Genomic DNA, 25,846 nt, shown 5'->3' with positions numbered 1-25,846 from the left:
AGGAGTATTTACCATGGACGGTACCCCCGCCGCCGAACCGCCGCTGGATCTCGACTACCAGTTGGCCGACAACCTCACCCGGACCTCCGGCCGCATCTTCCTGACCGGCACCCAGGCGCTGGTGCGCATCATGCTCACCCAGAGCCGGCGGGACCGCGAGCGCGGCCTGAACACGGCCGGCTTCGTCTCGGGCTACCGCGGCTCCCCGCTGGGCGGCGTGGACATGGCCATGTGGAAGGCGCAGAAGGCGCTGGACGCCAACCAGATCAGCTTCCTGCCCGGCATCAATGAAGACATGGCGGCCACCGCCGTCATGGGCACGCAGCAGGCCGGCCTGCGCGCCGACCGCAAGGTCGATGGCGTCTTTGCGATGTGGTACGGCAAGGGCCCCGGCGTGGACCGGGCCGGCGACGCGCTGCATCACGGCAACGCCGCGGGCGCCTCGCGCAACGGCGGCGTGCTGGTGGTGGTGGGAGACGACCACACGGCCGTCTCGTCCTCGATCCCGCACGCGAGCGAGGCCTCGCTGATCGGCTGGCAGATGCCCATCGTGCATCCCGCCTCCATCGACGAATACGAGACCTTCGCGCTATGGGGCTGGGCGCTGTCGCGCTATTCGGGCACCTGGGTCGCCTTCAAGGCCGTGTCCGAAACCATCGAAAGCGGGCACTCCTTCACGCCCGCCCCGGTCGCGTCCTACGACATGCCCGCCGACCCGGACCTGCCGCCCGAATCGCTGGAATACTCGGCGCGCGACTTCCTGTCGCTGGCCGTCGAAACGCGCATGAACCTGCGCATGAAGGCGGTCGCCGCGTTCGCGCGCCGCCACAGCATCGACCGCCTGGCCTGTCCGGCCCCCAAGGCCGCCGTCGGCATCGTCACGGTGGGCAAGGCGCACCTGGACACCATGGAAGCGCTGTCGCGCCTGGGCGTGGACACCGTCACCGCGAACGCGCCCGTCCGCATCTACAAGCCCGGCCTGACCTGGCCGCTGGACGCCGGCCGCCTGCTGGAATTCGCGCGCGGCCTGTCGCACATCCTCGTGATCGAGGAAAAGGGCGCGGTGGTCGAAAGCCAGATCAAGGACCTGCTGTTCAATATGCCGGACCGCCCGTCGGTCACGGGCAAGAAGGGCTTCGACGGCGAGCCGATGGTGCCGTCGGCCGGCCAGTTGCGCCCGTCCCTGCTGGCGCGTCCGCTCGCCGGCTGGCTCAGCCGCGCCGCCGGCCTGCCGCCGGCCGCCGACCTGTCCGCCTTCGACTGCCAGGCCCCGCTGTCCAACGACGCCGATGGCATGCGCCGCCGCCCCTATTTCTGTTCGGGCTGTCCGCACAGCACCTCGACCAAGGTGCCCGAAGGCAGCCAGGCGCTGTCCGGCGTGGGCTGCCACTACATGGCCGCCTGGATGGACCGCGACACCGGCGGCCTGACCCAGATGGGCGGCGAAGGCGTGGACTGGATCGGCCTGTCGCGCTACACCGAAATGCCGCACATCTTCCAGAACATGGGAGAAGGCACGTACTACCACTCGGGCTACCTGGCCATCCGCCAGGCGGTGGCCGCGCGCGCCAACATCACCTACAAGATCCTCTTCAACGACGCGGTGGCCATGACCGGCGGCCAGCCCGTCGACGGCCCGATCTCCGTGCCGCAGATCTGCCAGCAGCTACGCGGCGAAAACGTGGCCCGCATCGTCGTCACCAGCGACGAGCCCGAGAAATACCAGGGCGTGGACCTGGGCCCGGGCATCAAGGTGCACCACCGCCGCGAACTGGACGCCGTGCAGCGCGAACTGCGCGAGATCCCCGGCGTGACGGTGCTGATCCACGACCAGACCTGCGCCGCCGAAAAGCGCCGCCGCCGGAAGAAGAACCAGTTCCCCGACCCGGCGCGCCGCATGCTGATCAACAGCGCGGTCTGCGAAGGCTGCGGCGACTGCGGCGTGCAGTCGAACTGCCTGTCGGTGGTGCCGCTGGAAACGCCTTACGGCCGCAAGCGCGCCATCGACCAGTCGAGCTGCAACAAGGACTACTCGTGCGCGGAGGGCTTCTGCCCCAGCTTCGTCTCGGTCATGGGCGGCAAGCCCAGGAAGAGCGCGGCGCCCAAGGCCGACCAGGAACGCCTGCAAAAGCTGATCGCGCAGTTGCCCCTGCCGGCCCTGCCCGCGCTGGAACGCCCGTACCGCCTGCTGGTCGCGGGCATGGGCGGCACCGGGGTCATCACCATCGGCGCCATCGTGTCGATGGCGGCGCACCTGGAGGGCCTGTCCGCCGCCGTGCTGGACCTGACCGGCCTGGCGCAGAAAGGCGGCACCGTGGTCAGCCACATCCGGCTGGCGCCCCCGGGCGCGCCGGACGGTCCGGTGCGCCTGGACTGGCGGCAGGCCGACGCGGCGATCCTGTGCGACCCGGTGGCGTCCGTCGCGCCGGACTCGCTGGGCGCGCTGCGCCGCGGCCACACCCAGGTGACCGTCAACACCTATGTGGCCCCCGTGTCCGACTTCACGCGCAACCCCGATGCCGCCATGCGGCCCGAGGCGCTGCTGGCCAAGATCCGCCATGCGGCGGGCGAGTCCCATACCGCCGAGATCGACGCGCACGCCGCCGCGCTGGCGCTGTTCGGCGACAGCATCCTGTCCAATATGTTCATGCTGGGCTACGCATGGCAGCGCGGCGGCGTGCCGCTGTCGCAGGCCGCCCTCTACCGCGCCATCGAACTCAACGGCGTGGCGGTGGCCGCCAATCGCGCCGCGTTCGACAGCGGCCGCCTGGCCGCGCACCAGCCCGACGCGCTGGGCGCCGCGCTGCGGCCCGCCGCCCAGGTGGTGCAGTTGCACGTGCCCGAGACCTTCGAACGCGCCGTCGCCCGGCGCGTCGAGGACCTGACCGCCTACCAGAACGCCGCCTATGCCCGCGAGTTCCAGGACGTGATCGAGGCCGTGGCGGCCCGCGAACGCGAACTGGCGCCCGACGCCCGGACCCCGCGCCTGGCCATGGCGGTGGCGCGCGGCCTTTTCAAGCTCATGGCCTACAAGGACGAATACGAAGTGGCGCGGCTCTACACGGGCGAATCGTTCCGGGCGCAGTTGAAGAGCCAGTTCGAAGGCGACTACAGCCTGCGCTTCCACATGGCGCCGCCGATCTTCGCCCGCAAGGACCCGCGCACCGGCGTGCCGCGCAAGATGACGCTGGGCCCGCGCACCATGACGGCGCTGAAGGCGCTGGCGCGCCTGAAGAGTCTGCGCGGCACCTGGTTCGATCCCTTCGGCCACACCGCCGAACGCAAGATGGAACGGGCGCTGATCCGCGAGTACCGCCAGACCATAGACCAGTTGCTCGTGGGGTTGAACGGGGACAAGATTGCCCAAGCGGCTACAATCGCCGCCCTTGCAGAAACCATACGCGGCTTCGGCCACGTCAAGGCGGCAAGCGTCGAGAAATATCGGACGGAGTTAGGCCGATTGATGCAAAGCTATACGGCGCCTGCCCCGCGCGACATGCCCCTGCGGAAAACCGCATAAACATTCGCTCCGAGCGGCATCTTCCTGGGCGCGCCTTGCTGGGCGCGCCTAGTGCATTTGGTAACAATCTTTTGTGAGCTTCGTCTTATCTTCTTCTTGTCCCTGTCGTACTCGATCACTAGAATTAGTGTCCATCGAGGGGTGCTACACTACATGTTGTGGTCGCCTAAGCGCTGATTCCCGTCGGCCACGCCTTTTGGACTAGTCCGTCCAAGCGTCGCGATTCCCCTCAAAGACCCGATTTCGTACCGGACATGACCCCGTCATGTCGTTATCTACGCGCTTTTCGCACAGGAGCTTCCATGCAGACTACGATCGCCTCTGTGACCCGGCCTTCGGCCGTGCCGCCCTCTCAAACCGATTCCCCTGCCGACGCCAATGGCGGGCAATGGGCCAGCTACAACATCATCCGCCGCAATGGCTCGGTGGTCGGGTTCGAACCCAACAAGATCGCCATCGCCATGACCAAGGCCTTCCTGGCCGTGAACGGCGGCCAGGGCGCGGCCTCCGCGCGCGTGCGTGAGCTGGTCGAAAATCTGACCGGCCAGGCCGTCAACGCCCTGGTGCGCAACCGCCCCAACGGCGGCACCTTCCATATTGAAGACATCCAGGACCAGGTCGAACTGGCGCTGATGCGCTCGGGCGAGCATGACGTCGCCCGCGCCTACGTGCTGTACCGCGAGAAGCGCACGCAGGAACGCGCCGCGGCAGCCGCCGCCGAAGGCCAGGAGAAGGCCGCCGCCGCCCCGCAGGAACACGTGCTGAACGTGACCGACGCCGGCGTGCGCCGTCCGCTGGACCTGGCCGAACTGCGCGCGACCATCGTCGCCGCCGGCGAAGGCCTGGCCGAATTCATCGACAGCGAAGCCATCCTGAAGGAAACGGTCAAGAACCTGTACGACGGCATTCCCGTCGACGAAGTGTTCAAGTCCGCCATCCTGTCGGCGCGCGCGCTGGTCGAAAAGGACCCGGCCTACAGCCAGGTCACCGCCCGCCTGCTGCTGCACACGATCCGCAAGGAAGTGCTGGGCGAAGAAGTGTCGCAGGACGGCATGGGCGCCCGCTACGCCGAATACTTCCCCACGTTCATCGCCCGCGGCATCGAAGGCGGCCTGCTGTCGCCCGAACTGGCCAGCTATGACCTGACCAAGCTGGGCCACGCCCTGAACGCCAAGCGCGACCTGCAATTCGGCTATCTCGGCCTGCAAACGCTGTACGACCGCTACTTCCTGCACATCCGCGGCACCCGCATCGAACTGCCGCAGGTGTTCTTCATGCGCGTGGCCATGGGCCTGGCGCTGCGCGAAGCCGACCGCGAAGCCCGCGCCATCGAGTTCTACGAGATCCTGTCCTCGTTCGACTTCATGAGCTCGACGCCGACGCTGTTCAACTCGGGCACCCTGCACTCGCAGTTGTCGTCGTGCTACCTGACCACCGTCTCCGACGACCTGGAAGGCATCTACGACGCCATCAAGGAAAACGCGCTGCTGGCCAAGTACGCCGGCGGCCTGGGCAACGACTGGACCCCGGTGCGCGCGCTGCGCAGCCACATCAAGGGCACCAACGGCGAAAGCCAGGGCGTCGTGCCGTTCCTGAAGGTCGTCAACGACACCGCCGTGGCGGTGAACCAGGGCGGCAAGCGCAAGGGCGCCGTGTGCACGTACCTGGAAACGTGGCACCTGGACATCGAGGAATTCCTGGAACTGCGCAAGAACACCGGCGACGAACGCCGCCGCACCCACGACATGAACACGGCGAACTGGATTCCCGACCTGTTCATGAAGCGCGTCATGGAAGCCGGCGAATGGACCCTGTTCTCGCCGTCCGACTGCCCCGACCTGCACGACAAGGTCGGCCAGGAATTCGAGAAGGCCTACGTCGGCTATGAATCCAAGGTCGCCAGCGGCGAGCTGAAGCTCTTCAAGAAGATGCCGGCGCTGACCCTGTGGCGCAAGATGCTGTCGATGCTGTTCGAAACCGGCCACCCGTGGATCACCTTCAAGGATCCGTGCAACATCCGTTCGCCGCAGCAGCACGTGGGCGTCGTCCACAGCTCGAACCTGTGCACCGAGATCACGCTGAACACCAACGAATCCGAAATCGCGGTGTGCAACCTGGGTTCGGTGAACCTGGTCGCCCACATGAAGCCGGCCGCCGGCGGCGGTTTCGAACTCGACCACGACAAGATCAAGCGCACGGTGCGCATCGCCATGCGCATGCTCGACAACGTGATCGACATCAACTATTACGCCGTCGAGAAGGCCCGTAATTCGAACGCGCGCCATCGTCCGGTGGGCATGGGCATCATGGGCTTCCAGGATTGCCTGCAGATGATGCGCGTGCCTTACGCTTCGCAGGACGCCATCGAATTCGCCGACCGCTCGATGGAAGCGGTGTGCTATCACGCGTACTGGGCCTCGAGCCTGCTCGCCGAAGAACGCGGCCGCTATCAGTCGTACGAAGGCTCGCTGTGGTCGCGCGGCATCCTGCCGCAAGACACGTTGAAGATGCTTCGCGATGAACGCGGCGGCCATGTCGAGGTCGATGAATCGAGCACGCTCGATTGGGATACGTTGCGCGCGCGCATCAAAGAACATGGCATGCGCAACTCCAATTGCATCGCAATCGCCCCAACCGCGACTATTTCCAATATCATTGGTGTATCTGCGTGCATCGAACCTACTTTCCAGAACTTGTACGTCAAATCGAATCTCTCCGGCGAGTTCACGGTCGTTAACGATTACCTCGTGCGTGACCTGAAGAAACTCGGTCTCTGGGACGAAGTCATGGTCGCCGACCTCAAGTACTTCGACGGCAGCCTGTCCCGCATCGATCGCGTACCTTCCGAACTCCGCGAACTCTACGCCACCGCGTTCGAAGTCGAACCGAGCTGGCTGGTTGAATGCGCGTCGCGCCGCCAGAAGTGGATCGATCAAGCCCAGTCGCTGAACATCTACATGGCCGGCGCCTCGGGCAAGAAGCTGGACGACACCTACAAGCTGGCCTGGAAGCGTGGCCTGAAGACGACCTACTACCTGCGCACCCTTGGCGCCACCAGCGCCGAGAAGTCCACGGGACGCGGCGGCGAATTGAACGCCGTCACCGCGGGTGGCCAATCCACGGCTTCGGCCGTGGCCGCCGCACCTGTTTTGCCGGAACCCGAAGTTCTCGGGGCGGTTTGCACCATGCGGCCGGGAGACCCCGGCTTCGAAGAGTGCGAAGCCTGCCAATAACCGCCTCCGGAGAATGAATCATGATTAATTGGGAAGACGACACCATCGCCACGCAACCTGCACAATCGCCCGCCCCCGCGGCGGGCGGGCAGGCTGCGCCCGAAGTACGGGCGGCGACCGGTGTATTCGGCGACGCCGCCATGCCCACGCCCGCCGCGCCTGAACACGCGGCCGGCCTGGCCGTCAGCGGCTCCGCCACCTCGCAGCGCGTGAAGGTTGCCGACAAGCGCGTCATCAACGGCGAGACGGACGTCAATCAGCTCGTGCCCTTCAAGTACAAGTGGGCGTGGGAGAAGTACCTGGCCACTTGCGCCAACCACTGGATGCCGCAAGAAATCAACATGTCGCGCGACATCGCCCTCTGGAAGAACCCGAACGGGCTCACCGAGGACGAGCGCCGCATCGTCAAGCGCAACCTGGGCTTCTTCGTCACGGCCGATTCGCTGGCCGCGAACAACATCGTGCTGGGCACCTACCGCCACATCACGGCGCCCGAGTGCCGCCAGTTCCTGCTGCGCCAGGCGTTCGAGGAAGCGATCCACACGCACGCTTATCAGTACATCGTCGAAAGCCTGGACCTGGACGAGGCGGAGATCTTCAACGCCTACAACGAAGTCCCGTCCATCCGCGCCAAGGACGAGTTCCTGATCCCGTTCATCGACGCGATCGCGGACCCCAACTTCAAGACGGGCGCCCCCGAGGCCGACCAGACGCTGCTGAAGTCGCTGATCGTCTTCGCTTGCCTGATGGAAGGCCTGTTCTTCTACGTTGGCTTCACGCAGATCCTGGCGCTGGGCCGCCAGAACAAGATGACCGGCGCCGCCGAGCAGTACATGTACATCCTTCGCGATGAATCCATGCACTGCAACTTCGGCATCGACCTGATCAACACCGTCAAGCTGGAAAATCCGCATCTGTGGACGCCGGAATTCCGCGAAGAAATCCGGGAACTCTTCCGCAAAGCGGTCGAACTCGAATACGCTTACGCCGAAGACACGATGCCGCGCGGCGTGTTGGGCCTGAACGCCCCCATGTTCAAGTCCTACCTGCGCTTCATCGCGAACCGCCGTTGCCAGCAAATCGGTATCGAACCGCTGTTCCCGCAGGAAGAAAACCCCTTCCCGTGGATGGCGGAAATGATCGACCTTAAAAAGGAACGCAACTTTTTTGAAACTCGCGTGATCGAATACCAAACCGGTGGCACGCTGAGCTGGGAGTAAACGCAGTTCGTCATCAGGCCCGGCGCGGGCACGCTCCAGAATCAAGGAGCGTCGCGTTCGCGACAGGCTTGATGGCGCTCTCCTCGGTCAGGGTGTTTTGTCGCCGGGCCGCCTCAAGGCAAGAACGCACCCCCTCGGGGGCAGCGAGCCGAAGGCGCGGCGCGGGGGCAGTTTCGAACACGTAGAACAAGCGGTAGGCGGTCTGTGATCAGACTGCCCACCGGCGCCATTTGAAATGGCTCGCGCCAAAGGAGCGGGGGCCATATCAAATGGCTGTGCCGAATTCATTAGCGCAAACCGTAGTAGCTGTTGCTCGCACAGAACAGCGGCATGCGCCGATGAATAGCCCGGGCACGATCCGTCTTGTTGGCGGGTCGGGGCACGGGTTTAAGTTCTGGGACCCCTGAACCTAAGGAGCATGACCATGGCAACAGCCAAGAAAGCCGTAAAGAAAGCGGTGAAAAAGCCCGCCGCCAAGAAGGCAGTAGCGAAGAAGGCCGCTCCGGCCAAGAAAGCTGCAGTCAAGAAGGTAGCCGTCAAGAAAGTCGCCGCCAAGAAACCGGCAGTGAAGAAGGTTGCCGCCAAGAAGCCGGCCGTCAAGAAAGCCGTCGCCAAGAAGGCGGTAGCGAAGAAGGCCGTCGCCAAGAAGGCAGTAGCCAAGAAGGCCGTCGCCAAGAAAGCGGTAGCCAAGAAGGTCGTCGCCAAGAAGGCAGTAGCCAAGAAGGCCGTCGCCAAGAAGGCGGTTGCCAAAAAGGCCGTCGCCAAGAAAGCGGTAGCCAAGAAGGTCGTCGCCAAGAAGGCGGTTGCCAAGAAGGCCGTCGCCAAGAAAGCGGTAGCCAAGAAGGCTCCGGCTGCCAAGAAGGCGGTTGCCAAGAAGGCTCCGGCCGCCAAGAAGGCGCCTGCTGCCAAGAAGGCCGTTGCCAAGAAGGCTCCCGCCGCCAAGAAGGCCCCCGCTGCCGCCAAGCCTGCTGCTGCCAAGAAGCCGGCCGCTGCAAAGAAGCCTGCCGCGAAGAAAGCCGCTCCGAAGAAGCCCGTAACGCCGCCGTCCACGGCAGCCGCCCCGGGCGCGAAGACCGCGCTGAACCCCGCCGCGTCGTGGCCGTTCCCGACCGGTGGCCGTCCCTAATCAGGACGGTTCGAAGCCTTAGCTTCGCGAGAGCCGCCTGGCCTTGGCCGGGCGGCTTTTTTGTTGGCCTCCGTGCCACCGGGCCAGCTACCCCCCAAAAAAGGGCATCTTTTGCCTTGGGGCGGCCCGACAGCAAGAGCCCCCCCGACGGTTCCAGCACAGGGGCGTTCTTTTCACGCTTGAGCGTGCGACAATTGTCTCCTCTTTTTCAGGGTGATCGTGTCCATGCTCGGTGAAATCTTCCGCTTCCTTCTCGAAATCGTGTTCACGCTGTTCGGAGCGGCGCTGATTGCCCGCGCCTGGATGCACGCGATACGGCTGCACCCCTTCAATCCCCTCGCCCGCGCGGTCTATCAGGCCACCAACTGGCTGGTGACGCCCCTGCGCAAGATCATTCCGGCCGGCAACAAGATCGACTGGACGAGCCTGGTCGCCGCCTGGCTGTCGGCGCTGGTCTATCTGGTGCTCATCTGGCTGGTGGCGATCGGCGCGCTGATTCCTCTCGAACTGCTGCCCGCCGCCATGGGATCGGCGCTGATCATGGCCGCCAAATGGGCGCTGAACCTGGTGGTCTGGCTGACGCTGATCCAGGCGGTGCTGTCGTGGGTCAACCCGATGGCCCCCATGATGCCGCTGCTGCAGGCGCTGACCGACCCGATGCTCAATCCGATCCGCCGCATCCTGCCCCGCACCTCGATCGACTTCTCGCCGCTGGTGCTGCTGATCGTGGCGCAGATCGTGCTGATGGTCCTGGCTCGCCTGAGCTACGGCATGATGGGCGTCTGAGGCCCCCCTTCCCCTACACCGGAATGGCGGCGTAGATCTCGATCAGCTTCTTGCGGTCGATCTTGTGGTTGTTCGACATGGGCAGCGACGGGCAGGCCACCAGTTCCGACGGCACCATGTAAGGCGGCAGGCGCCGGGCCAGCCGCGCCTTCCAGCCGTCGAACGCGTCCGGCGCCAGCAGGCTGGCCGCCTGGCCTTCAGCGGCGCCCGCCACGAAGCCGATCAGGCGCACCGCCGTGCCGTCGGGCCGGCGCAGCACCGCGCAAGCGCCGCCCGCCACGCCCGGCAAACCGTGCAGCGCCTCGTCGATCTCGGCCAGCTCTATGCGGTAGCCGTTCAGCTTGATCTGGTCGTCCATCCGGCCGCGGCAGAACAGCAAGCCGCCTTCCCCCATCTGCCCCAGGTCGCCGGTGCGGAACGCCCGCCGGCCGTCGGCATAGGTGTAGAGCTTGGCCTCGTTCAGGTCGGCGCGGTTCAGGTAGCCGCGCATCACGTGGTCGCCCACGATGCAGATCTCGCCGCCCTCGTCCACCAGCAGCACGCTGTCCGGTTTGGCATGGCCGACCGGCAGCGGATCGTGCGCGGCCAGCACGGCGTCGGTCACTTCGATCCAGGTGGTGGCCACGGTGGCCTCGGTCGGACCGTAGGTGTTCAGGATGACCGCGCCGGGGAAGCGCTGGCGCAGCTTCCTGGCCAGCGCCGCGGGCAGGGGCTCGCCGCAGAACAGGAAGGTGCGCAGCGCCGGCAGCGCGGCCGGCGAGAAATCGCGGTTGGCCAGTTGCTGGTGGGCGAACGACGGCGTGGACACCCATACGGTCACGCCATGCTCCGCCAGCCGGGGGATCCACGCGCCCGCGGCCGCGATCTGTTCGCGCGCGTTCAGCACGCAACTGCCGCCCGAGGCCAGGGTGGCGAACACCTCGTACATGGACAGGTCGAAACTGAACGGCGCCTGGTTCATGAACACGGGCGCCTCGCCCAGGCCGAAACTGCCCAGCATCCAGTCGCCCAGCAGGCCGACGCTTTCGCGGCCGATCTGCACGCCCTTGGGATCGCCCGTGCTGCCCGAGGTGAACATGACGTAGGCCAGGCCGCGCTCGGCCAACTCGGCGCCCTCGCCCGGCGTGAACGTGCCGGCCGCCGCGTCGTAGACGGCCGCGGGGCGCACGATCTCGACGATGCGGCGCAGGCGTTCGGCCGGATAAATGGTGTCCACCGGGACGAAGGGCGCGCCGATCAGCAGCGCCCCCACCATCGCGACGAAGAACGACGCTTCCTTGTGGCCGTATATGGCGACCGGCACGTCCGGCGCGGCGCCATGCCGGCGCGCTTCGTCGGCCCAGGCGCAGGCCTCGTCGCGCAATTGCGCCCACGTCAGGCTGCGGTCGGCGGCGGCGACGGCCAGCGCGCCGGGGGCACGCTCGGACTCCGTGAACCGGAAGGATTTCAGGTCGAAACGCATGCCGAAACTCCCGGCGTCAAATGGGGCTGCGGCCGCTGAACACGTAGAGCGCCAGCGCGGCCAGGATCAGGGTGAACACGCGCCCGAGCAGGCGCATGGCGGGCCGCGCCAGGGCCGCCTGCAGGGCCGGTCGGGTGCGTGCGGCGTTGACCAGCAGGTTGTGGCCCACCGAGTACGCGCCGAACATGAGGCCGCTGACGATGTAGTGCGGCGACAGGCCGTTCCAGACTCCCATGGCCAGCAAAGTCGCGAAGATGCCGATGTTCTGCGCGGCCAGGCGGTGGCGCGAGAAGTACGCGGTCTTGCTGAGCGCCTTGTAGATGGGCATGAAGACCACGTCGCGCAGCCATTCCGACAGGCTGATGTGCCAGCGCCGCCAGAAATCCTGCGGGTTCAGCGTCGCCAGCGGGTTGCGGAAGTTGATCGGCAGGGTAAAGCCGAACAGCATGCCGATGCCGATCGCCATCGTGGAATAGCCGGCGAAGTCGAAGAACAGGTACGCGCTGTAGAGCGAGGCGTTGAGGGCCACGCCGGTGAACGAATAGTCGTGCGCGTCCAGCGTCGCCAGGCCGTAGCGCCAGATCGCCTCGGCCAGGCCGAACTTCTGGATGACGCCCAGCATGATGAGTTCCAGGCCGCTCAGCCAGGTGTTCAGGTTCACGCCCTCGTAGCCGCGCTTCAGGTCCGCCTGGAAATTGCGCCAGCGGTACATGGGGCCGGCCAGCAGCGTCAGCGGGAAGAACAGGTAGATGAAGTAATCCAGCGGCGAGACGCGCTCGTTGCGTTGCGCGAACAGCAGCACGTCGACGGCGCGGAAGGTGGCGAACGACAGGCCCAGCATCGCGCCCAGGTGCGACACGCCCGTCTTCACCAGCAGCAGCGGCGCCATCGTGATGACCACGCCCAGCCAGGTGGGGATGTAGTTGCGCCGCACCGCCCACAGCGCGCCGCCCGAAATGGCGATCAGCGCGATCGGCTGGTAGGGGCGCGCCCAGAACACCGCCATCCAGACGCCCAGGCAGATCACCCCGATGACGTGCCGGTAGCCGATGCGCAGCGGCATGCCGAAAGAACGGTACGCCAACAGGCCCAGGCCGCCGAACAGGGCGCCGCCGAAAAAGCTCAAGCTTGCGAACAATTCCATGCTGCGGTCAGAACTGTTGGTATTGGAATTCGACCTTGATCGGTCCGCCACTGCCCGTGGTGGGCTGCGCTTGCAGCACGAACACCAGGATCACCCCGATGTACAGGCACAGGTGCCAGAAGAAGCGGCGCCCCCAGGCGGCGCCCGGCTTGCGGGGCGCCTGCCCTTCGGCGGGGCTGCCTGCCTTCGGCCCGGCCCAGGAAAATAATTTGTTCATCGGGAAAAGTACTCCGCAATGCCTTGGTCGGCCAGCGCCCAGCCGAGTTCGGCCAGATGCATGTCGTCGCGCAGCATGCCCGGCTCGAACGGGATGCTGTAGAGGTCCAGGCAACCCATCCGATAACGGGCGCACATGCCGGTGATGGCGGCCACCACCGGGTCGAAGCGCTCGACGTCCAGGATGAGTTTGGGGTTGAACGGCTGGATGACGAAATAGGCGCGGACCTTGCGTTTCTGCAGCAGGGCCATGACGCGCGACAGGTCGCCCAGTTCGGCGCGGGTGATCGGGTCGACGTCGGCGAACTCGTTGCGGGCCGGCGAATACAGCGGCGCCAGGTACTGTCGGTAGTAATCGTCGCGCACGTCGTAGGGATTGTGGCCGCCCAGGTCGCGTTCGGCCTCGCGCGCCTGGTGCGTCAGCCGGCCCCATTGGCCCTGGTCGAGGCGGGCGGCCGACGGCCAGGACACATAGCGGTGCGCGGGCACGGACAACTTGCTGCGCGGCCGGTCGGGCGCCGGTTCCTTGCGCGCCTGCCACCACAGCGACAGCTTGTCCTTCAGCTCGGCGACCTGGCCATTGGCGATGAGCCACAACAGCCCCCAGTTGGCGTTGTCGGTGATCCAGGTCTGCATCTGCTCGCGCGTGCTGGGCTGGTCCCACAGGCGGTCCCAGACCGGGCCGGTCACGTGTTCGGCGAACGCGCTGCGCGGCAACTGGCCGCCCGAGGCGAACCAGGCTGGCGACACCATGATCACCAGCCGGGTATTGGGCGTCAGCGAATCCGCCACCGACTCCAGCACGCTGACGATGCCGTAGGACTGGAACATGGCGTGGCCATAGGCCAGCGTGGGCACCTTCAGCTCTTCCGGGAAGAACCGGTAGGGAACGAAGCGCAGGTCGTGGCTGGACAGTTCGGAAGAGCCCAGCACGACCAGCGTCCCGTCGCTCAGGGCATTGCCCAGGCGGTTCAGGTTGACGTGCTGCGTGCCCCAGTCCGGCCCCAGGTTGGGCAGGTAGTTGCTCTTGCCGGCGGCCACGGCCGCCGGGGTCGGCTGCATGGGATTCACGAGGCGGCTGAGCAGGTCGTCCGCGCCGCAATAGGCCCCGACAGCCAGCGCCACCGCCGTCGCGGCGGCCGCGACGTGGGACAACAGCCGGGAATTACGCAGTATGGGCAGCGACATAGCCGGCAAGCGTGCGGACCGACTGTAGATGCTCCGCGATCTCGGGAGCCGGAATGCTGCAGCCGTACTCCGACTCGACCGCGAGCGTGATATCCACGGCGGCCAGCGAGTCGACCAGGCCGGTGGCGATCAGTTGCGTATCGGGAGTGACTTTCTTCATGACGATCGACTCGACGATCTCGCCGATCCTGGTGTGGAGTTCTTGCTCGGAATGCATAGCTAGTGCAGCGTTACGTTGCCTTGTCGGCAAAACATCCCCCGCCCCGGGGTTCAGGACGACGAGGATACTGAGAAAATGCTGAAACCGAACTGAAATTCCAGCTTGCCAGAACGACGTCATGATGCACTTGGTTACATGGTAGCCGCGGCGTGACGTCGATCGCAGGCGCAATCATGTCACTTCGTCCGTGGAATCGCCATGAGACTTTTGGAGAAAATGGCGAGAAAAGGCTGGAAAGCGTAACGCCTGCGGGTAAGTCCCGGGGTGCCGCGTTGCGACGGAGCGACATCTGGCAAAAGAATGCCCGCTTGCGCGGGCATCTTCACATACCGGCCGCCCCGGAAAACCGCCTGCCGGGGCGCGGCAGCAATTACATCGGCGTCACGCGGGTGGGGCCGGCGCCGCTGATCACCTGGACGCGCTGGCCCACGCTGATAGGCACATCCGCTTCCTGCGCCACGACGCGGGTTTCGCCGTTGTCGAGACGCACGGTGATTTCGTAGCCGGAATTCTTGCCGGTCTGGTTTTCGACGGCGTTACCCGCCAGCGCGCCCAGAATGACGCCGCCGACCGTGGCGATGGTGCGGCCGGTGCCGCCGCCGATGGCGTTGCCCGCCACGCCGCCCAGCGCGCCGCCGGCCACCATGCCGACCCCGCTGGATTTGTCGTTCTGGATCACGATGGGACGCACGCCCGTCACCGTTCCCGTGCGCACGATCTGCTCGCGCTGCGCCTGGTCATAGCTGTACACACCGCTGGACGCGCTGCGGTTGGCGCAGCCGCCCAGAACTGCCATCGACGTTACGACGGCAGCGATGGCCAGCCACCGGCCGGCGCGCGGCGACACCAGGGAAAGAGATTTGCTTTGGTTCATTTGGACTCCTCGATCGGCTATGCCGACGACTTCTTGATCATACTCCGCCCCGCAAGAACGGCCATCGCGGCTGCAACACACTGAAACTCACGGCCAGAAGCTGCAAACAACCGGGCGAACCCGCCGCCGCGCGCCGGCCTCGCGGCTATTCGACCGGGCGGGCGCCGCCGGGTTCCCCGAGGCGCCGGAGACGCTCAGCCGGGCAGATGGATACCGTAGGCGGCATGCAGCACGGCATCGATCTCGGCGCGCGACGGCGCGTGGTTCTGCGGCCCGCGCGAAGCGATCTTGATGGCGCCCATGACGTTGCCCAGGCGGCAGCTATCTTCCCAGTTCCAGCCGCTGGTGAGGCCATAGAGCAGGCCGCCGCGCTGGGCGTCGCCGCAACCCGTCGGGTCCACCACCTGGGCCGCGCGCACCGGCTCGATATGGATGGTCTTGCCGCCGGTCAGCAAGGTCGCGCCTTCGGCGCCCCGCGTCACCACCACGGCCTGCAGCGTGCCGGCGATGTCGGCCATGCTGCGGCCCGTGCGCTGTTCCACCACGCCCGCCTCGTAGTCGTTCACCGTCAGCGCGCGCGCCAGCTTCAGCATGCGCTCCAGGTCCGCGCCGTCGAACAGCGGCATGGCCTGGCCCAGGTCGAAGATGAACGGGATGCCGCGTTTGTGCAGGCGTTCGGCGTGGGCGAACATGCCCTCTTTGGCGTCGGGCGCGATGATGGCCCATTCCGCGTCGGCATCACTGAGGTCGTTATCGGCCGCGAACGACATGGCGCCCGGGTGGAAGGCCGTGATCTGGTTGTCGTCCAGGTCGGTCGTGATGAAGCATTGCGCGGTGAAGGTATCGGGAATGACCTTCACGCGGCTGACGTCGATGCCCAGGTCCGACAGGCGCGCCAGGTATTCGCCCGCGTCCTCGCCCACGGTCGCCACCGGCACGGGCTTGCCGCCCAGCAGGTTCATGTTGTAGGCGATGTTGCCCGAGCAGCCGCCGTATTCCTTGCGCATGCTGGGCACCAGGAACGACACGCTCAGGGATTGGATGCGGTCGGCCAGGATGTGCTCTTTGAAATGGCCTTCGAACACCGCGATGGTGTCGAACGCCATCGAACCGCAAACCAGGACTGGGGTCGCCATGCTTGTCATCCTTTAAGGAAAGAATTTATCGATTTGGTAGCCATTGACCTGAACGCCGGTCACTTCAATGGGTACGGAGATTTTCAGCTCTCCGGCAGGCGCGAACGGGCCGCGCAACTGTTCGGGAGTGAGATAGTTTTCGGGCATCAGCACGCGGCGCACCACCACCGTGTCCGACAGGTCCGTCAGGTCCAGCACCAGCGCGGGCCAGTGCTGCGGCTTGTCGTAGCGGTTGCGCAGCACCAGGTTCAGCACGAGCCGGCTGCGCCCATCGTCGATCGCCGCCGCGCCCGTCGGCGGCTGCAGCGACGAGGAAGAAATCGCGATGCGTTCCAGCCGGCGCGCGTATCCCACGGTGCAGCCCAAGGGCTGGCAGGCGGTTTCCAGCACCGGCCGCAGGGCCGGCACGGAGTTGGCGATGTCGCTGCGGTACACATACAGCAGTTGCAGGCCCAGCGCGATCAGGCCGGCCAGGCAGGCGACGCCCCACAGCTTGCGTATCAGGCCGCGCCGCTCCTGGCGGTCCTGGTCCAGGAATTCGGGCGGCGCGCGGCCCACGTCGGTCGCGCTGGAATAGCGCGTGCGCGTATCGCCCAGCACCGGCTCGCGCGGATCGTCGCGGTCGGGGCCGTATTCGTCTTCGTATTCGTCGTCGCGCGCATCGTCGCGAACGTCCACGTGCCGGTAGTCGCCCTCCGGGGCCAGCGACGGCTCCGCGGGCGCGCCGGCGCGGCGCGCGCCCCAACCGATGGCGGGTTCGGCGTCCGCCGCGAAGACCGGATCGGGGCGACGGGCGGGCGATGGCGGCGCGGCGGGCGCTGCCCGGCACGGCGGTTCCGCGTCATCGGCGGCATCGTCGTCAAAACCGTCTTCATCGTCCTCGTCCTCCGGCGAACCGGCGTCGGGCTCGGCGCGGCGGCGGATATCGTCGCGCCCGCGCAGCACGGCGGGCGGAAGCGCGGGCGAAACGGCGGCGGGCGCCTCGGGTTCGTCTTCCCAGGGCGGAGGGGCTTCGGCGGCGGGCGCGGCCGGCGGCGGCACAGGCGCGGCCAGGACCGGCGCGGGGTTGGCGCTCGCCGTGGGTGCCGCCGGCGCGGCGGGCAGGCGCGCGGGGGACGCGCCGGGCTCGGCCAACAGGCAGGCGCGCCCGTCGAATACCGTGGAGCAGGCGCCGCAGCGCACCAGGCCGTTACGGACCCGGAGCTGGTCAGGCACCACCTTGAAGGAAGTGCCGCACTGCGGGCAACGGGTGGTCAAGGCCATGGCGCGATCCTGCGGCGACTGCGCTCAGGCCTTCTGGCCGTGCAGGCAGACCCAGCCGTCGCGAGCGCGCCAGACCGACATCGCGATCCAGGGCGCGTAGGCGGCGGCCACTTCCTCGGCCTGGCGCTCCAGGACACCCGACAGCACCAGGTGGCCGCCCGCGGCGACGCGCCCGGCCAGCATGGGCGCCAGCACCTTCAGCGGGTTGGACAGAATGTTGGCCACCACCACCTCGAACGCGCCTTCCGGCAGCGCGTCGGGCAGCATGGCCTGAAGCTCGACCCGGTTGACCCCGGCATTGAAGACCGTGCTCTGCACGGCCTGGGCGTCGATGTCGACGGCAAGGGCCGGGCCCGCGCCGAGCTTGCGCGCGGCGATGGCGAGAATCCCCGAACCGCAGCCGTAGTCCAGCAGCGTGGCGCCCTGCGGCAGTTCGGCCTCGAGCCAGGCCAGGCACAGATGGGTGGTCGGATGGCTGCCCGTGCCGAACGCCAGGCCGGGATCGAGTTCGATGTGGATCGATCCGTCCTGCGCGGGCGCGTCCGGCTCGAACCCGGGCACGTCGGGGCTGTCGCGGTGCCAACTGGGCACGATCCACAGCCGCTCGGCGATATGGATGGGACCGAACTGCGACTGCGTCAGGCGCACCCAGTCGGCGTCGGGCACCTCGCGCAGGCTCCAGCCGGCGAACAGCGCGGGATCCAGCCCGCCCGCCTCGGCGGCCTCTTCCAGGATCTGCGCCGGGTCCGCGCCGTCGGGCAACAGGGCGACGACGCGATTGCGGTCCCAGGCCTGCACGTCGGGCTCGGTGCCCGGTTCGCCGAACAAGGGACGCTCGTCGTCGGTGCCCAGGTCGGCGTCTTCGACGGACACCGACAGCACGCCCGCTTCGAGCAGCGCGTCCGACAGGGCCTCGGCCTGAGCCTCCAGGCAATGGAGCACGAGTTCACGCATGATTATTTCTTCCATCTGGCCAACGGGCCGCGGCATGCGCCGCGGCCCGTTGGCCGTATAACCCCGGAATATCGCCCAAAGGACCTCTTCCTGGAGCAAAAAGGGGCCGTCAGGCCCCAAGGTCGTTGGTCAGGGACGCTGCGCCAACTTGTTTTCCAGATAGTGGATGCTGGTGCCGCCTTCGATGAAGCGGGCATCCTGCAGCAATTCGCGATGCAGCGGGATGTTGGTGGAAATGCCTTCCACCACCATTTCCGACAGCGCGATGCGCATGCGGGCCAGCGCCTGGTCGCGCGTGTCGCCATAGGTAATGACCTTGGCGATCATCGAATCATAGTTCGGCGGCACGAAATAGCCGTTGAACGCGTGCGAATCGATGCGCACGCCCGGACCGCCCGGCGTATGCCAGTTGGTGATGCGGCCGGGGCTGGGCACGAAGCGGAACGGATCCTCGGCGTTGATCCGGCATTCGATGGCGTGGCCCTTGAAGGCGACGTCGCGCTGGCGCAGGGCGAACTTCTCGCCCGCGGCGATCAGGATCTGCTGCTGGACCAGGTCGATGCCGGTGATCAGCTCGGTGACCGGATGCTCGACCTGGATGCGGGTGTTCATTTCGATGAAATAGAACTCGCCGTTTTCATACAGGAATTCGAACGTGCCGGCGCCGCGGTAGCCCATCTTGCGGCAGGCGTCGGCGCAGCGGTCGCCGATGCGCTCGATCAGGCGGCGCGCGACTCCGGGCGCGGGCGCTTCTTCGATGACTTTCTGGTGGCGGCGCTGCATGGAGCAGTCGCGCTCGCCCAGCCAGACGGCGTTGCGGCCGCCATCGGCCAGCACCTGGATTTCGATATGGCGCGGGTTCTCGAGGAACTTCTCCATATAGACTTCCGGGTTGTTGAACGCGGCGCCCGCTTCCGAGCGCGTCATCGTGACGGCGTTCAGCAGCGCGGCCTCGGTATACACCACGCGCATGCCGCGGCCACCGCCGCCGCCCGCGGCCTTGATGATGACCGGATACCCGACCTCGCGCGCAACGCGGATGATTTCCTGCGGATCGTCGGGCAAAGCGCCTTCCGAGCCCGGCACCACCGGCACGCCGGCTTCGATCATGGCGCGCTTGGCGCTGACCTTGTCGCCCATCAGGCGGATGGTGTCGGGACGCGGGCCGATGAACACGAAGCCGCTCTTTTCGACGCGGTCGGCGAAGTCGGCGTTCTCGGACAGGAACCCGTAGCCCGGGTGGATGGCCTCGGAATCCGTGACTTCGGCGGCCGAAATGATGGCCGGCATGTTCAGGTAGCTTTCGCGCGACGGCGCGGGCCCGATGCACACGGATTCATCGGCCAGGCGCACGTACTTGGCTTCGCGGTCGGCCTCGGAGTGCACGACCACGGTCTTGATGCCCAGCTCGCGGCAAGCGCGCTGAATGCGCAGGGCGATTTCGCCCCGATTGGCGATCAGGATTTTTTCGAACATTTTCAGCTATCAGCCAATGACGAACAGGGGTTGACCGTACTCGACGGGCTCGCCGTTTTCGACCAGGATTTCTTTGATGACGCCGGACTTGTCGGCCTCGATTTCATTGAGCAGCTTCATGGCCTCAATGATGCAGAGCGGATCGCCTTCCTTGACGGTGGCGCCCACATCGACGAACGGCGCGGCGCCCGGGTTCGGCGAACGGTAGAAGGTGCCCACCATGGGGGCCTTGACGACGTGGCCCTGGATGACGGGGGCAGCTTCGGCGGCGGGCGCGGCCGGCGCGGCGGCCTGGGCCACGGGCGCCGCGGGCACGCCGGCTTCGGGGTGGTGGTAGGCCACCGGCTGCAAGGTTTGCGAGAACTTGACGATCCTCACCTTGCCTTCGCCTTCGGTGATTTCCAGCTCGGCGATGCCCGATTCAGCCACCAGGTCGATCAGGGTTTTGAGTTTTCGAAGGTCCATAGAAGCTGCTTCCCGATATAGTGTCTAGTGTCGGCGACGTCCCAGCGTCGGGTCCGCGCCGTAAAGATGTAGATGCTGTGAGTTGGTGCGAGATCAGTGCCGCACTGCGTAACGCAGAGCCGCCTCGTAGCCGTCCGCGCCCAGGCCGCTGATAAGGCCTACCGCCAAGTCGGACAGATAAGAGTGATGCCTGAAGGGCTCTCGCTTATACAGATTGGACAAATGTACTTCAATAAATGGGATCGCGACCCCGGCCAGCGCATCGCGGATCGCGACGCTGGTGTGCGTATAAGCCGCCGCGTTGATGATGATGAAGTCCGTGCCGTCTTGACGGGCCGCCTGAATGCGGTCGACCAGAGCGCCTTCGTGATTGCCTTGCCACGCGGTCAGCGTGGCGCCCAGTTCGCCTGCGAGCAGTTCCAGTCGCTCATTGATCTGGAGCAGGGTGAGACTGCCGTAGATATGAGGTTCCCGGGTGCCGAGCAGGTTTAGATTCGGGCCATGCAATACCAGTATGTTTTGCGCCATGCGCTTGCCAATGAGTGGTTTGCCAATTGTTGGCAAAACAGCCGATAAACCAGCTTTTTACGCCAATTCCTACTATTTGTCCAACAGACTTACGCCTTTAAACCAGATAAAGTGCGCTCCAGATCATCCGGTTGGATTTCACCCAATATCTTCCGGTTAATGCCGCCATCTGCATTGAAAACAATAGTAAAAGGCAGGCCACCACTGGGGTTCCCCAGCTTGCGCAGCGTATCGATCGCCCCTGCGCCGATAACCCAGAGCGGGTAGGAAACCTGTACTTTCTCGACGAATTTTTGCATGTTGGCCGCCGAATCGACGCCGATGCCGACAAAACGCACTTGCGGGTATTTTTTCTGTAAAGCGTCGAGTTCCGGCATTTCGCGCACGCAAGGCGCGCACCAGGTCGCCCAGAAATTGACCACGATGGGCTGGCCCTTCCAGCCGGACAACGAATGGGACGCCCCGCCCAGGTCGGGGAGCTGCAACTGCATCAGGGCGGCAACCGGATCGCCGGCCTCGGCGGTAGCCGCGGGGGCCGCGGGCTTGCGGCCCAACAGCGTATAGCCGCCCGCGACCGTGGCGGCCACGGCCACGCCGGCGGAAAGGAGTAGGCGTCGATTCATGGCGCGATCATAACCGCAGCCGCTGTTTTTTGTCGTTGGGCCGTCTCAAGATAAAACGCCCCCCCGCGCGGCGCGTGGCGGCATTTTTCCTCCGCCCTCGCCCAAGGCCTGCCCGGCCGCTATATATACAATGCAGGACAGGAGAGTTTTCAATGCACCTGCACATTCTTGGCATCTGCGGTACGTTCATGGGCGGCCTGGCGCTGATCGCGCGCGCGGCCGGCCACAAGGTCACGGGTTGCGACGCGGGCGTATACCCGCCCATGAGCACGCAACTGTCCGAACAGGGAATCGAACTGATCGAAGGCTTCGGGGCCGAGCAATTGGCGCTGAAGCCCGACCTCTACGTCATCGGCAACGTGGTCAGCCGGGGCAATCCGCTGATGGAAGCCATCCTGGAATCCGGCGTGCGCTACGTGTCGGGGCCGCAATGGCTGGGCGACAGCATCCTGCCCGGCCAGCACGTGCTGGCGGTGGCGGGCACCCACGGCAAGACCACCACCAGTTCGATGCTGGCCTGGGTGCTGGAGGCCGCCGGCCTGGCGCCCAACTTCCTGATCGGCGGCGTGGCGCAGGATCTGCGCGTATCGGCCCGCTACGACCCCGGCCGGCGCCCCTTCGTGATCGAGGCGGACGAGTACGACACGGCGTTCTTCGACAAGCGCTCCAAGTTCGTCCATTACCGCCCCCGCACGGCCATTCTCAACAACCTTGAATACGATCACGCCGACATCTTTCCCGATCTGGCGGCCATCGAAACCCAATTCCATCATCTCGTGCGCACGATTCCCGGTTCCGGACGCATTGTGCGCCCGGCGCACTGCGCCGCGCTGGACCGCGTGATTGCGCGCGGATGCTGGTCGGAAACCGTCACGTTCGGCGCGGATGGCGCCTGGCAGGCGACGGCCCCGGACGCGGACGGCGCTTTCGGCGTGCTGCGCGAGGGCGCGGCCGCGGGCACCGTGCGCTGGGCCCTGACCGGCGAGCACAACCGGATGAACGCGCTGGCCGCGCTGGCCGCCGCCGAACACGTGGGAGTGCCGGCGGCGCAAGGCATCGAGGCGCTGAGCCGCTTCGCGGGCGTGAAGCGCCGCATGGAGCTTCGCGGCACGGTCAACGGCATCAAGGTCTACGACGATTTCGCGCACCACCCCACCGCCATCGCCACTACCCTGGAAGGGCTGCGCCGCCAGGCCGGCCCGGCGCGCATCCTGGCGGTGCTGGAACCCCGCTCGAACACGATGAAGCTGGGCACCATGGCCGCCCGCCTGCCCGACGCCCTGGCCGACGCGGACCTGGTGTTCTGCTTCGGCACCCATTCCGGCAAGCACGCGCTGGGCTGGAACCCGGCGGAAGTGCTGGCGCCCCTGGGCGGCCGGGCGTCGAGCTACGATGACCTCGGGGCGCTCGTGGCCGCGGTGGCGGACGCCGCCCGGCCGGGCGACCAGGTGCTGGTGATGAGCAACGGCGGCTTCGGCGGCGTGCACGGCAAGCTGCTGGACGCCTTGCGGGCGCGCGCCTGATCTTCCCAGACACCTAGGCAAAGGCGAGTCATGATCCTCTACCTGCACGGTTTCCGTTCCTCGCCGACCTCGCTCAAGGCCCGGATGATGGCCGACGCCATGGCCTCGCGCGGGCTGTCCGCGGCCTGGGCCTGCCCGCAGCTTCCCGCCAGCCCGCGGGAGGCCGTCGACCTGGCGATGGGCATCGCCCGGCGCCAGCTCGACGGCGCGGATTCCCCCCGGGCGCTGACGGTGATCGGCTCTTCCCTGGGCGGGTTCTACGCCACCTGGCTGGCCGAGCAGTTGGGCTGCAAGGCGGTGCTGCTGAACCCCGCGGTGGAGGCCGCCCGCGATCTGGCCACCCAGGTCGGCGAGCACCGCATGTATCATTCCGACGCGCCGTTCGCCTTCCTGCCCGGGTATGTGGACGAGTTGGCCGCCATCCACGTTCCCCGCATCACCCAGCCCGACCGGTACTTCCTGGTGGCGGCCACGGGCGACGAGGTGCTGGATTGGCGCGAAATGCGCGACCGCTACGCGGGCTGCCGCCAGCGCATCGTGCAAGGCAGCGACCACGGCCTGTCCGACTTCGCGCGCTGGATGCCCGAGGTGCTTGAATTCGCCCTGGGCGACGGGCAGGTTCGCCCCCAATAATCAGTTTCAGACCTCAACACTCTATATAGCTGCGCAAGGCGGCGCGTGCGCGCCGCCCAGGACGATTCCCACCATGTATGTGTTTTACGAAGACGACGGCAGCTTCAAGGCCGGCAATATCCTGTCGGAGACCGACGCCAGCCTGCAGGTGGAGTCGGAGTCCGGCAAGCGCAGCAAGATCAAGCGCGCCAACACGCTATTCACCTTCGCTGCGCCCGAGCCGGCCGCGCTGATGGGCCAGGCGGCCGACACCGCCGAGGCCCTGGACCTGCAATTCCTGTGGGAATGCGCGCCGCAGGAGGAATTCGACGCGCCCGCCCTGGCCGCCGACTACTTCGGCCACGCGCCCACTCCGGTCGAGCAGGCCGCCCTGCTGATGCGCCTGCACGGCGCGCCGGCGTACTTCCACCGCCGCGGCAAGGGCCGCTACCGCCCGGCCCCGCCCGACATCCTCGCCGCCGCGCTGGCCGCGCTGGAGAAAAAACAGCGCCAGGCCGAGCAGCAGCAGGAATGGGTGGACGAGATGGCCGCCGGACGGCTGCCCGAGCCGATCGCCCAGGCCGCGGAGTCCCTCTTGATCCGTCCGGACAAGAATTCGCAGCAATGGAAGGCGCTGGACGCCGCCTGCGCCAAGCTGGGCAAGAGCCCCGACCGGCTGCTGCTGGAACTGGGCGCCTGGCCGCACGCGCTGGCGCTGCACAAGCGCCGCTTCCTGGCGACGAACTTCCCGCGCGGGCTGGCTTTCCCCGCCCTGGAACTGCCCCCCATCGACCGCGAACTGCCGCTCTCGGACGCCGAGATCTATTCGGTGGACGACGTCACCACCACCGAGATCGACGACGCGCTGTCCGTCACCCCCCTGCCGGACGGCCGTTTGCGCGTCGGCGTGCACGTGGCGGCCCCGGGCCTGAGCGTGACGCGCGACAGCGAATTCGACAAACTGGCGCGGGCGCGCCTGTCCACCGTCTACATGCCGGGCGACAAGATCCCGATGCAGCCGGACAACGTCATCCAGGCGTTCTCGCTGGACGCCGGCCGCGAAGTGCCGGTGCTGTCGCTGTACGTCGTGGCCGATCCGGAAACCGGCGAGGTCATCGAATCGGAAACGCGCCTGGAGCGCATCGTGGTGCGCGAAAACCTGCGCCACAACATGCTGGACGCCCAGGTCACCGAAGCCAGCCTGTCCGACCCCTCGGCCGAGCTGCCCTACGGCCACTGGCTGCGCCCGCTCTGGAAGCTGGCGCAGGCTCTGTCCGCCCAGCGCGAGAACGTGCGCGGCAAGCCCGAGAACAATTCCCGCGTGGAGTACAGCTTCTACCTGGACGGCGACCCCGACGATCCCGACACGCCGGTGCGCCTGGTTCCGCGCCAGCGCAACGCGCCGCTGGACCGCATGGTGGCCGAGTACATGATCCTGGCGAACAACCTGTGGGGCGGCCTGCTGCACCAGCACGGCGTGCCGGGCATCTACCGTTCGCAGCAGGCCGGCCGCGTGCGCATGAGCACGCAGGCGCTGCCGCACGAAGCCATCGGCGTGCCTCAGTATGCCTGGAGCACGTCGCCGCTGCGCCGCTATGTGGACCTGGTCAATCAGTGGCAGTTGATCGCCGCGGTCGAACACGGTGTCTCCGCGCGCCTGGTGGCCCCCTTCAAGCCGCGCGACGCGGACCTGTTCGCCATCATCGGCGCCTTCGACGCGCAGTACGCCGCCTGGGCCGAGTTCCAGAGCGCGATGGAGCGCTACTGGTGCCTGCGCTGGCTGAAGCAGCACAACGTGACCCGCACGGTCGCGCACGTGCTGCGGGAAGACCTGGTCCGGTTCGCGAACGCGCCGCTGGTGACGCGGGTCGGAGGGATGCCGGAGCTGGAGCGGGGCACGGCGGTGGAGTTGGATATCCTGGGGATGGATGAGTTGTCGCTGGAGCTGGATTGCCGGTATGTGGGGGAGATCAGGCCGGCTGTGGGGGGGGAGGGGTAGACGGTTTTTTTTGTCGGGCGTTGCTTGTGGGCTTCGTAGGGCGTGGCGCGTCTGTCTTCTGCGTGGGGCGTGGCGCGTCTTCTTCGTAGGGCGCCCGCCAGCGCCGTCGCCGCGGCCGCTCGCGCCCACGATTGCGGTCCGGCGCGCAGGCGCCGGACTCCCCCTTCGTCATCCTCGTCCAGGCCTGCGGCCTTCCCTTCGGATTCCCTCGGGCGCATCGAGGTTGCTCGCGTCCGCGGCGACGGCGCCGACGGGCTTTTGCATCTAGGCTCGTGGCG

The 25,846-nt window shown here is 66.7% G+C and carries 21 protein-coding genes; 8 read left to right on the top strand and 13 right to left on the bottom strand.

Translation table 11 applies throughout. From position 1 onward, the window contains the following. The first annotated feature begins 13 nt into the window (after nucleotides 1-13). From WHX56_RS08070 to WHX56_RS08050, 5 genes are all read left to right on the top strand, one after another. Entirely contained in the window at nucleotides 14-3,520 is a 3,507-nt protein-coding gene (locus WHX56_RS08070; RefSeq protein WP_338880951.1) for an indolepyruvate ferredoxin oxidoreductase family protein, read from the top strand. A 302-nt stretch (nucleotides 3,521-3,822) separates the two neighbouring features. After that, nucleotides 3,823-6,753, top strand: coding sequence for a ribonucleoside-diphosphate reductase subunit alpha (locus WHX56_RS08065; RefSeq protein WP_338880950.1), 2,931 nt, complete (start codon nucleotides 3,823-3,825; stop codon nucleotides 6,751-6,753). Between the two features lie 20 nt (nucleotides 6,754-6,773). After that, a complete protein-coding gene (locus tag WHX56_RS08060; RefSeq protein WP_338880949.1) occupies nucleotides 6,774-7,973 on the top strand; it encodes a ribonucleotide-diphosphate reductase subunit beta in 1,200 nt (399 codons plus the stop codon). A gap of 424 nt (nucleotides 7,974-8,397) precedes the next feature. Further along, nucleotides 8,398-9,099, top strand: a complete 702-nt coding sequence (locus tag WHX56_RS08055; protein ID WP_129244224.1) for a histone H1-like DNA-binding protein — start codon at nucleotides 8,398-8,400, stop codon at nucleotides 9,097-9,099. Nucleotides 9,100-9,324: 225 nt separating this feature from the next. Next, nucleotides 9,325-9,885: a YggT family protein gene (locus tag WHX56_RS08050; RefSeq protein WP_129244226.1), complete on the top strand. Its 561-nt coding sequence runs from the start codon at nucleotides 9,325-9,327 to the stop codon at nucleotides 9,883-9,885. Between the two features lie 13 nt (nucleotides 9,886-9,898). Here WHX56_RS08050 and WHX56_RS08045 read toward each other — a convergent pair whose 3' ends face one another. The 13 genes from WHX56_RS08045 to WHX56_RS07985 form a co-directional block, all read right to left on the bottom strand. Next, nucleotides 9,899-11,347, bottom strand: a complete 1,449-nt coding sequence (locus WHX56_RS08045; RefSeq protein ID WP_338880948.1) for a D-alanine--poly(phosphoribitol) ligase — start codon at nucleotides 11,345-11,347, stop codon at nucleotides 9,899-9,901. Nucleotides 11,348-11,363: 16 nt separating this feature from the next. Further along, the gene (locus tag WHX56_RS08040; RefSeq protein ID WP_129244230.1) at nucleotides 11,364-12,491 is read right to left on the bottom strand and encodes an MBOAT family O-acyltransferase; all 1,128 of its coding nucleotides are present in this window, start codon (nucleotides 12,489-12,491) and stop codon (nucleotides 11,364-11,366) included. 7 nt (nucleotides 12,492-12,498) lie between these two features. After that, nucleotides 12,499-12,708: a hypothetical protein gene (locus tag WHX56_RS08035; protein WP_338881856.1), complete on the bottom strand. Its 210-nt coding sequence runs from the start codon at nucleotides 12,706-12,708 to the stop codon at nucleotides 12,499-12,501. Beyond that, nucleotides 12,705-13,895, bottom strand: a complete 1,191-nt coding sequence (locus tag WHX56_RS08030; protein ID WP_287756471.1) for a D-alanyl-lipoteichoic acid biosynthesis protein DltD — start codon at nucleotides 13,893-13,895, stop codon at nucleotides 12,705-12,707. Before WHX56_RS08030 ends, WHX56_RS08035 begins: the two co-directional genes overlap by 4 nt. Further along, the gene (locus WHX56_RS08025; RefSeq protein ID WP_129244234.1) at nucleotides 13,873-14,112 is read right to left on the bottom strand and encodes an acyl carrier protein; all 240 of its coding nucleotides are present in this window, start codon (nucleotides 14,110-14,112) and stop codon (nucleotides 13,873-13,875) included. Before WHX56_RS08025 ends, WHX56_RS08030 begins: the two co-directional genes overlap by 23 nt. Nucleotides 14,113-14,485: 373 nt before the next feature. Further along, on the bottom strand, nucleotides 14,486-14,989 hold the full coding sequence (locus tag WHX56_RS08020) for a glycine zipper 2TM domain-containing protein (protein WP_129244236.1): 504 nt from the start codon (nucleotides 14,987-14,989) through the stop codon (nucleotides 14,486-14,488). 194 nt (nucleotides 14,990-15,183) lie between these two features. After that, nucleotides 15,184-16,125, bottom strand: coding sequence for a carbohydrate kinase family protein (locus WHX56_RS08015; protein WP_338880947.1), 942 nt, complete (start codon nucleotides 16,123-16,125; stop codon nucleotides 15,184-15,186). A gap of 12 nt (nucleotides 16,126-16,137) precedes the next feature. Then, a complete protein-coding gene (locus tag WHX56_RS08010; protein ID WP_338880946.1) occupies nucleotides 16,138-17,388 on the bottom strand; it encodes a DUF3426 domain-containing protein in 1,251 nt (416 codons plus the stop codon). A gap of 24 nt (nucleotides 17,389-17,412) precedes the next feature. Further along, nucleotides 17,413-18,342 (bottom strand): 50S ribosomal protein L11 methyltransferase, encoded by a 930-nt coding sequence (gene prmA, locus WHX56_RS08005; protein WP_338880945.1) that lies wholly within the window; start codon nucleotides 18,340-18,342, stop codon nucleotides 17,413-17,415. Nucleotides 18,343-18,471: 129 nt separating this feature from the next. Continuing rightward, nucleotides 18,472-19,818, bottom strand: coding sequence for an acetyl-CoA carboxylase biotin carboxylase subunit (gene accC / locus WHX56_RS08000; RefSeq protein ID WP_338880944.1), 1,347 nt, complete (start codon nucleotides 19,816-19,818; stop codon nucleotides 18,472-18,474). A 9-nt stretch (nucleotides 19,819-19,827) separates the two neighbouring features. Beyond that, the gene (gene accB / locus WHX56_RS07995; protein WP_129244247.1) at nucleotides 19,828-20,283 is read right to left on the bottom strand and encodes an acetyl-CoA carboxylase biotin carboxyl carrier protein; all 456 of its coding nucleotides are present in this window, start codon (nucleotides 20,281-20,283) and stop codon (nucleotides 19,828-19,830) included. Nucleotides 20,284-20,376: 93 nt separating this feature from the next. Next, nucleotides 20,377-20,811: a type II 3-dehydroquinate dehydratase gene (aroQ, locus tag WHX56_RS07990; RefSeq protein WP_338880943.1), complete on the bottom strand. Its 435-nt coding sequence runs from the start codon at nucleotides 20,809-20,811 to the stop codon at nucleotides 20,377-20,379. Nucleotides 20,812-20,900: 89 nt separating this feature from the next. After that, nucleotides 20,901-21,434: a TlpA family protein disulfide reductase gene (locus tag WHX56_RS07985; protein WP_129244251.1), complete on the bottom strand. Its 534-nt coding sequence runs from the start codon at nucleotides 21,432-21,434 to the stop codon at nucleotides 20,901-20,903. Nucleotides 21,435-21,586: 152 nt separating this feature from the next. Between WHX56_RS07985 and mpl the strand changes: the two genes are divergently transcribed. The 3 genes from mpl to WHX56_RS07970 all read left to right on the top strand — a co-directional run bounded on the left by mpl (nucleotide 21,587) and on the right by WHX56_RS07970 (nucleotide 25,568). After that, a complete protein-coding gene (gene mpl, locus WHX56_RS07980) occupies nucleotides 21,587-22,957 on the top strand; it encodes a UDP-N-acetylmuramate:L-alanyl-gamma-D-glutamyl-meso-diaminopimelate ligase (protein ID WP_338880942.1) in 1,371 nt (456 codons plus the stop codon). Between the two features lie 30 nt (nucleotides 22,958-22,987). Then, entirely contained in the window at nucleotides 22,988-23,590 is a 603-nt protein-coding gene (locus tag WHX56_RS07975) for a YqiA/YcfP family alpha/beta fold hydrolase (RefSeq protein ID WP_287755834.1), read from the top strand. A gap of 73 nt (nucleotides 23,591-23,663) precedes the next feature. Next, on the top strand, nucleotides 23,664-25,568 hold the full coding sequence (locus WHX56_RS07970; protein WP_129244257.1) for a ribonuclease catalytic domain-containing protein: 1,905 nt from the start codon (nucleotides 23,664-23,666) through the stop codon (nucleotides 25,566-25,568). The last annotated feature ends 278 nt before the right edge of the window (nucleotides 25,569-25,846 follow it).

It is taken from the genome of Achromobacter veterisilvae, assembly GCF_037619525.1.
Lineage (GTDB): Bacteria > Pseudomonadota > Gammaproteobacteria > Burkholderiales > Burkholderiaceae_B > Achromobacter > Achromobacter veterisilvae.
The sequence above is the reverse complement of the archived record's forward strand: the minus strand, read 5'-3'. Positions and strand labels throughout refer to the sequence as shown.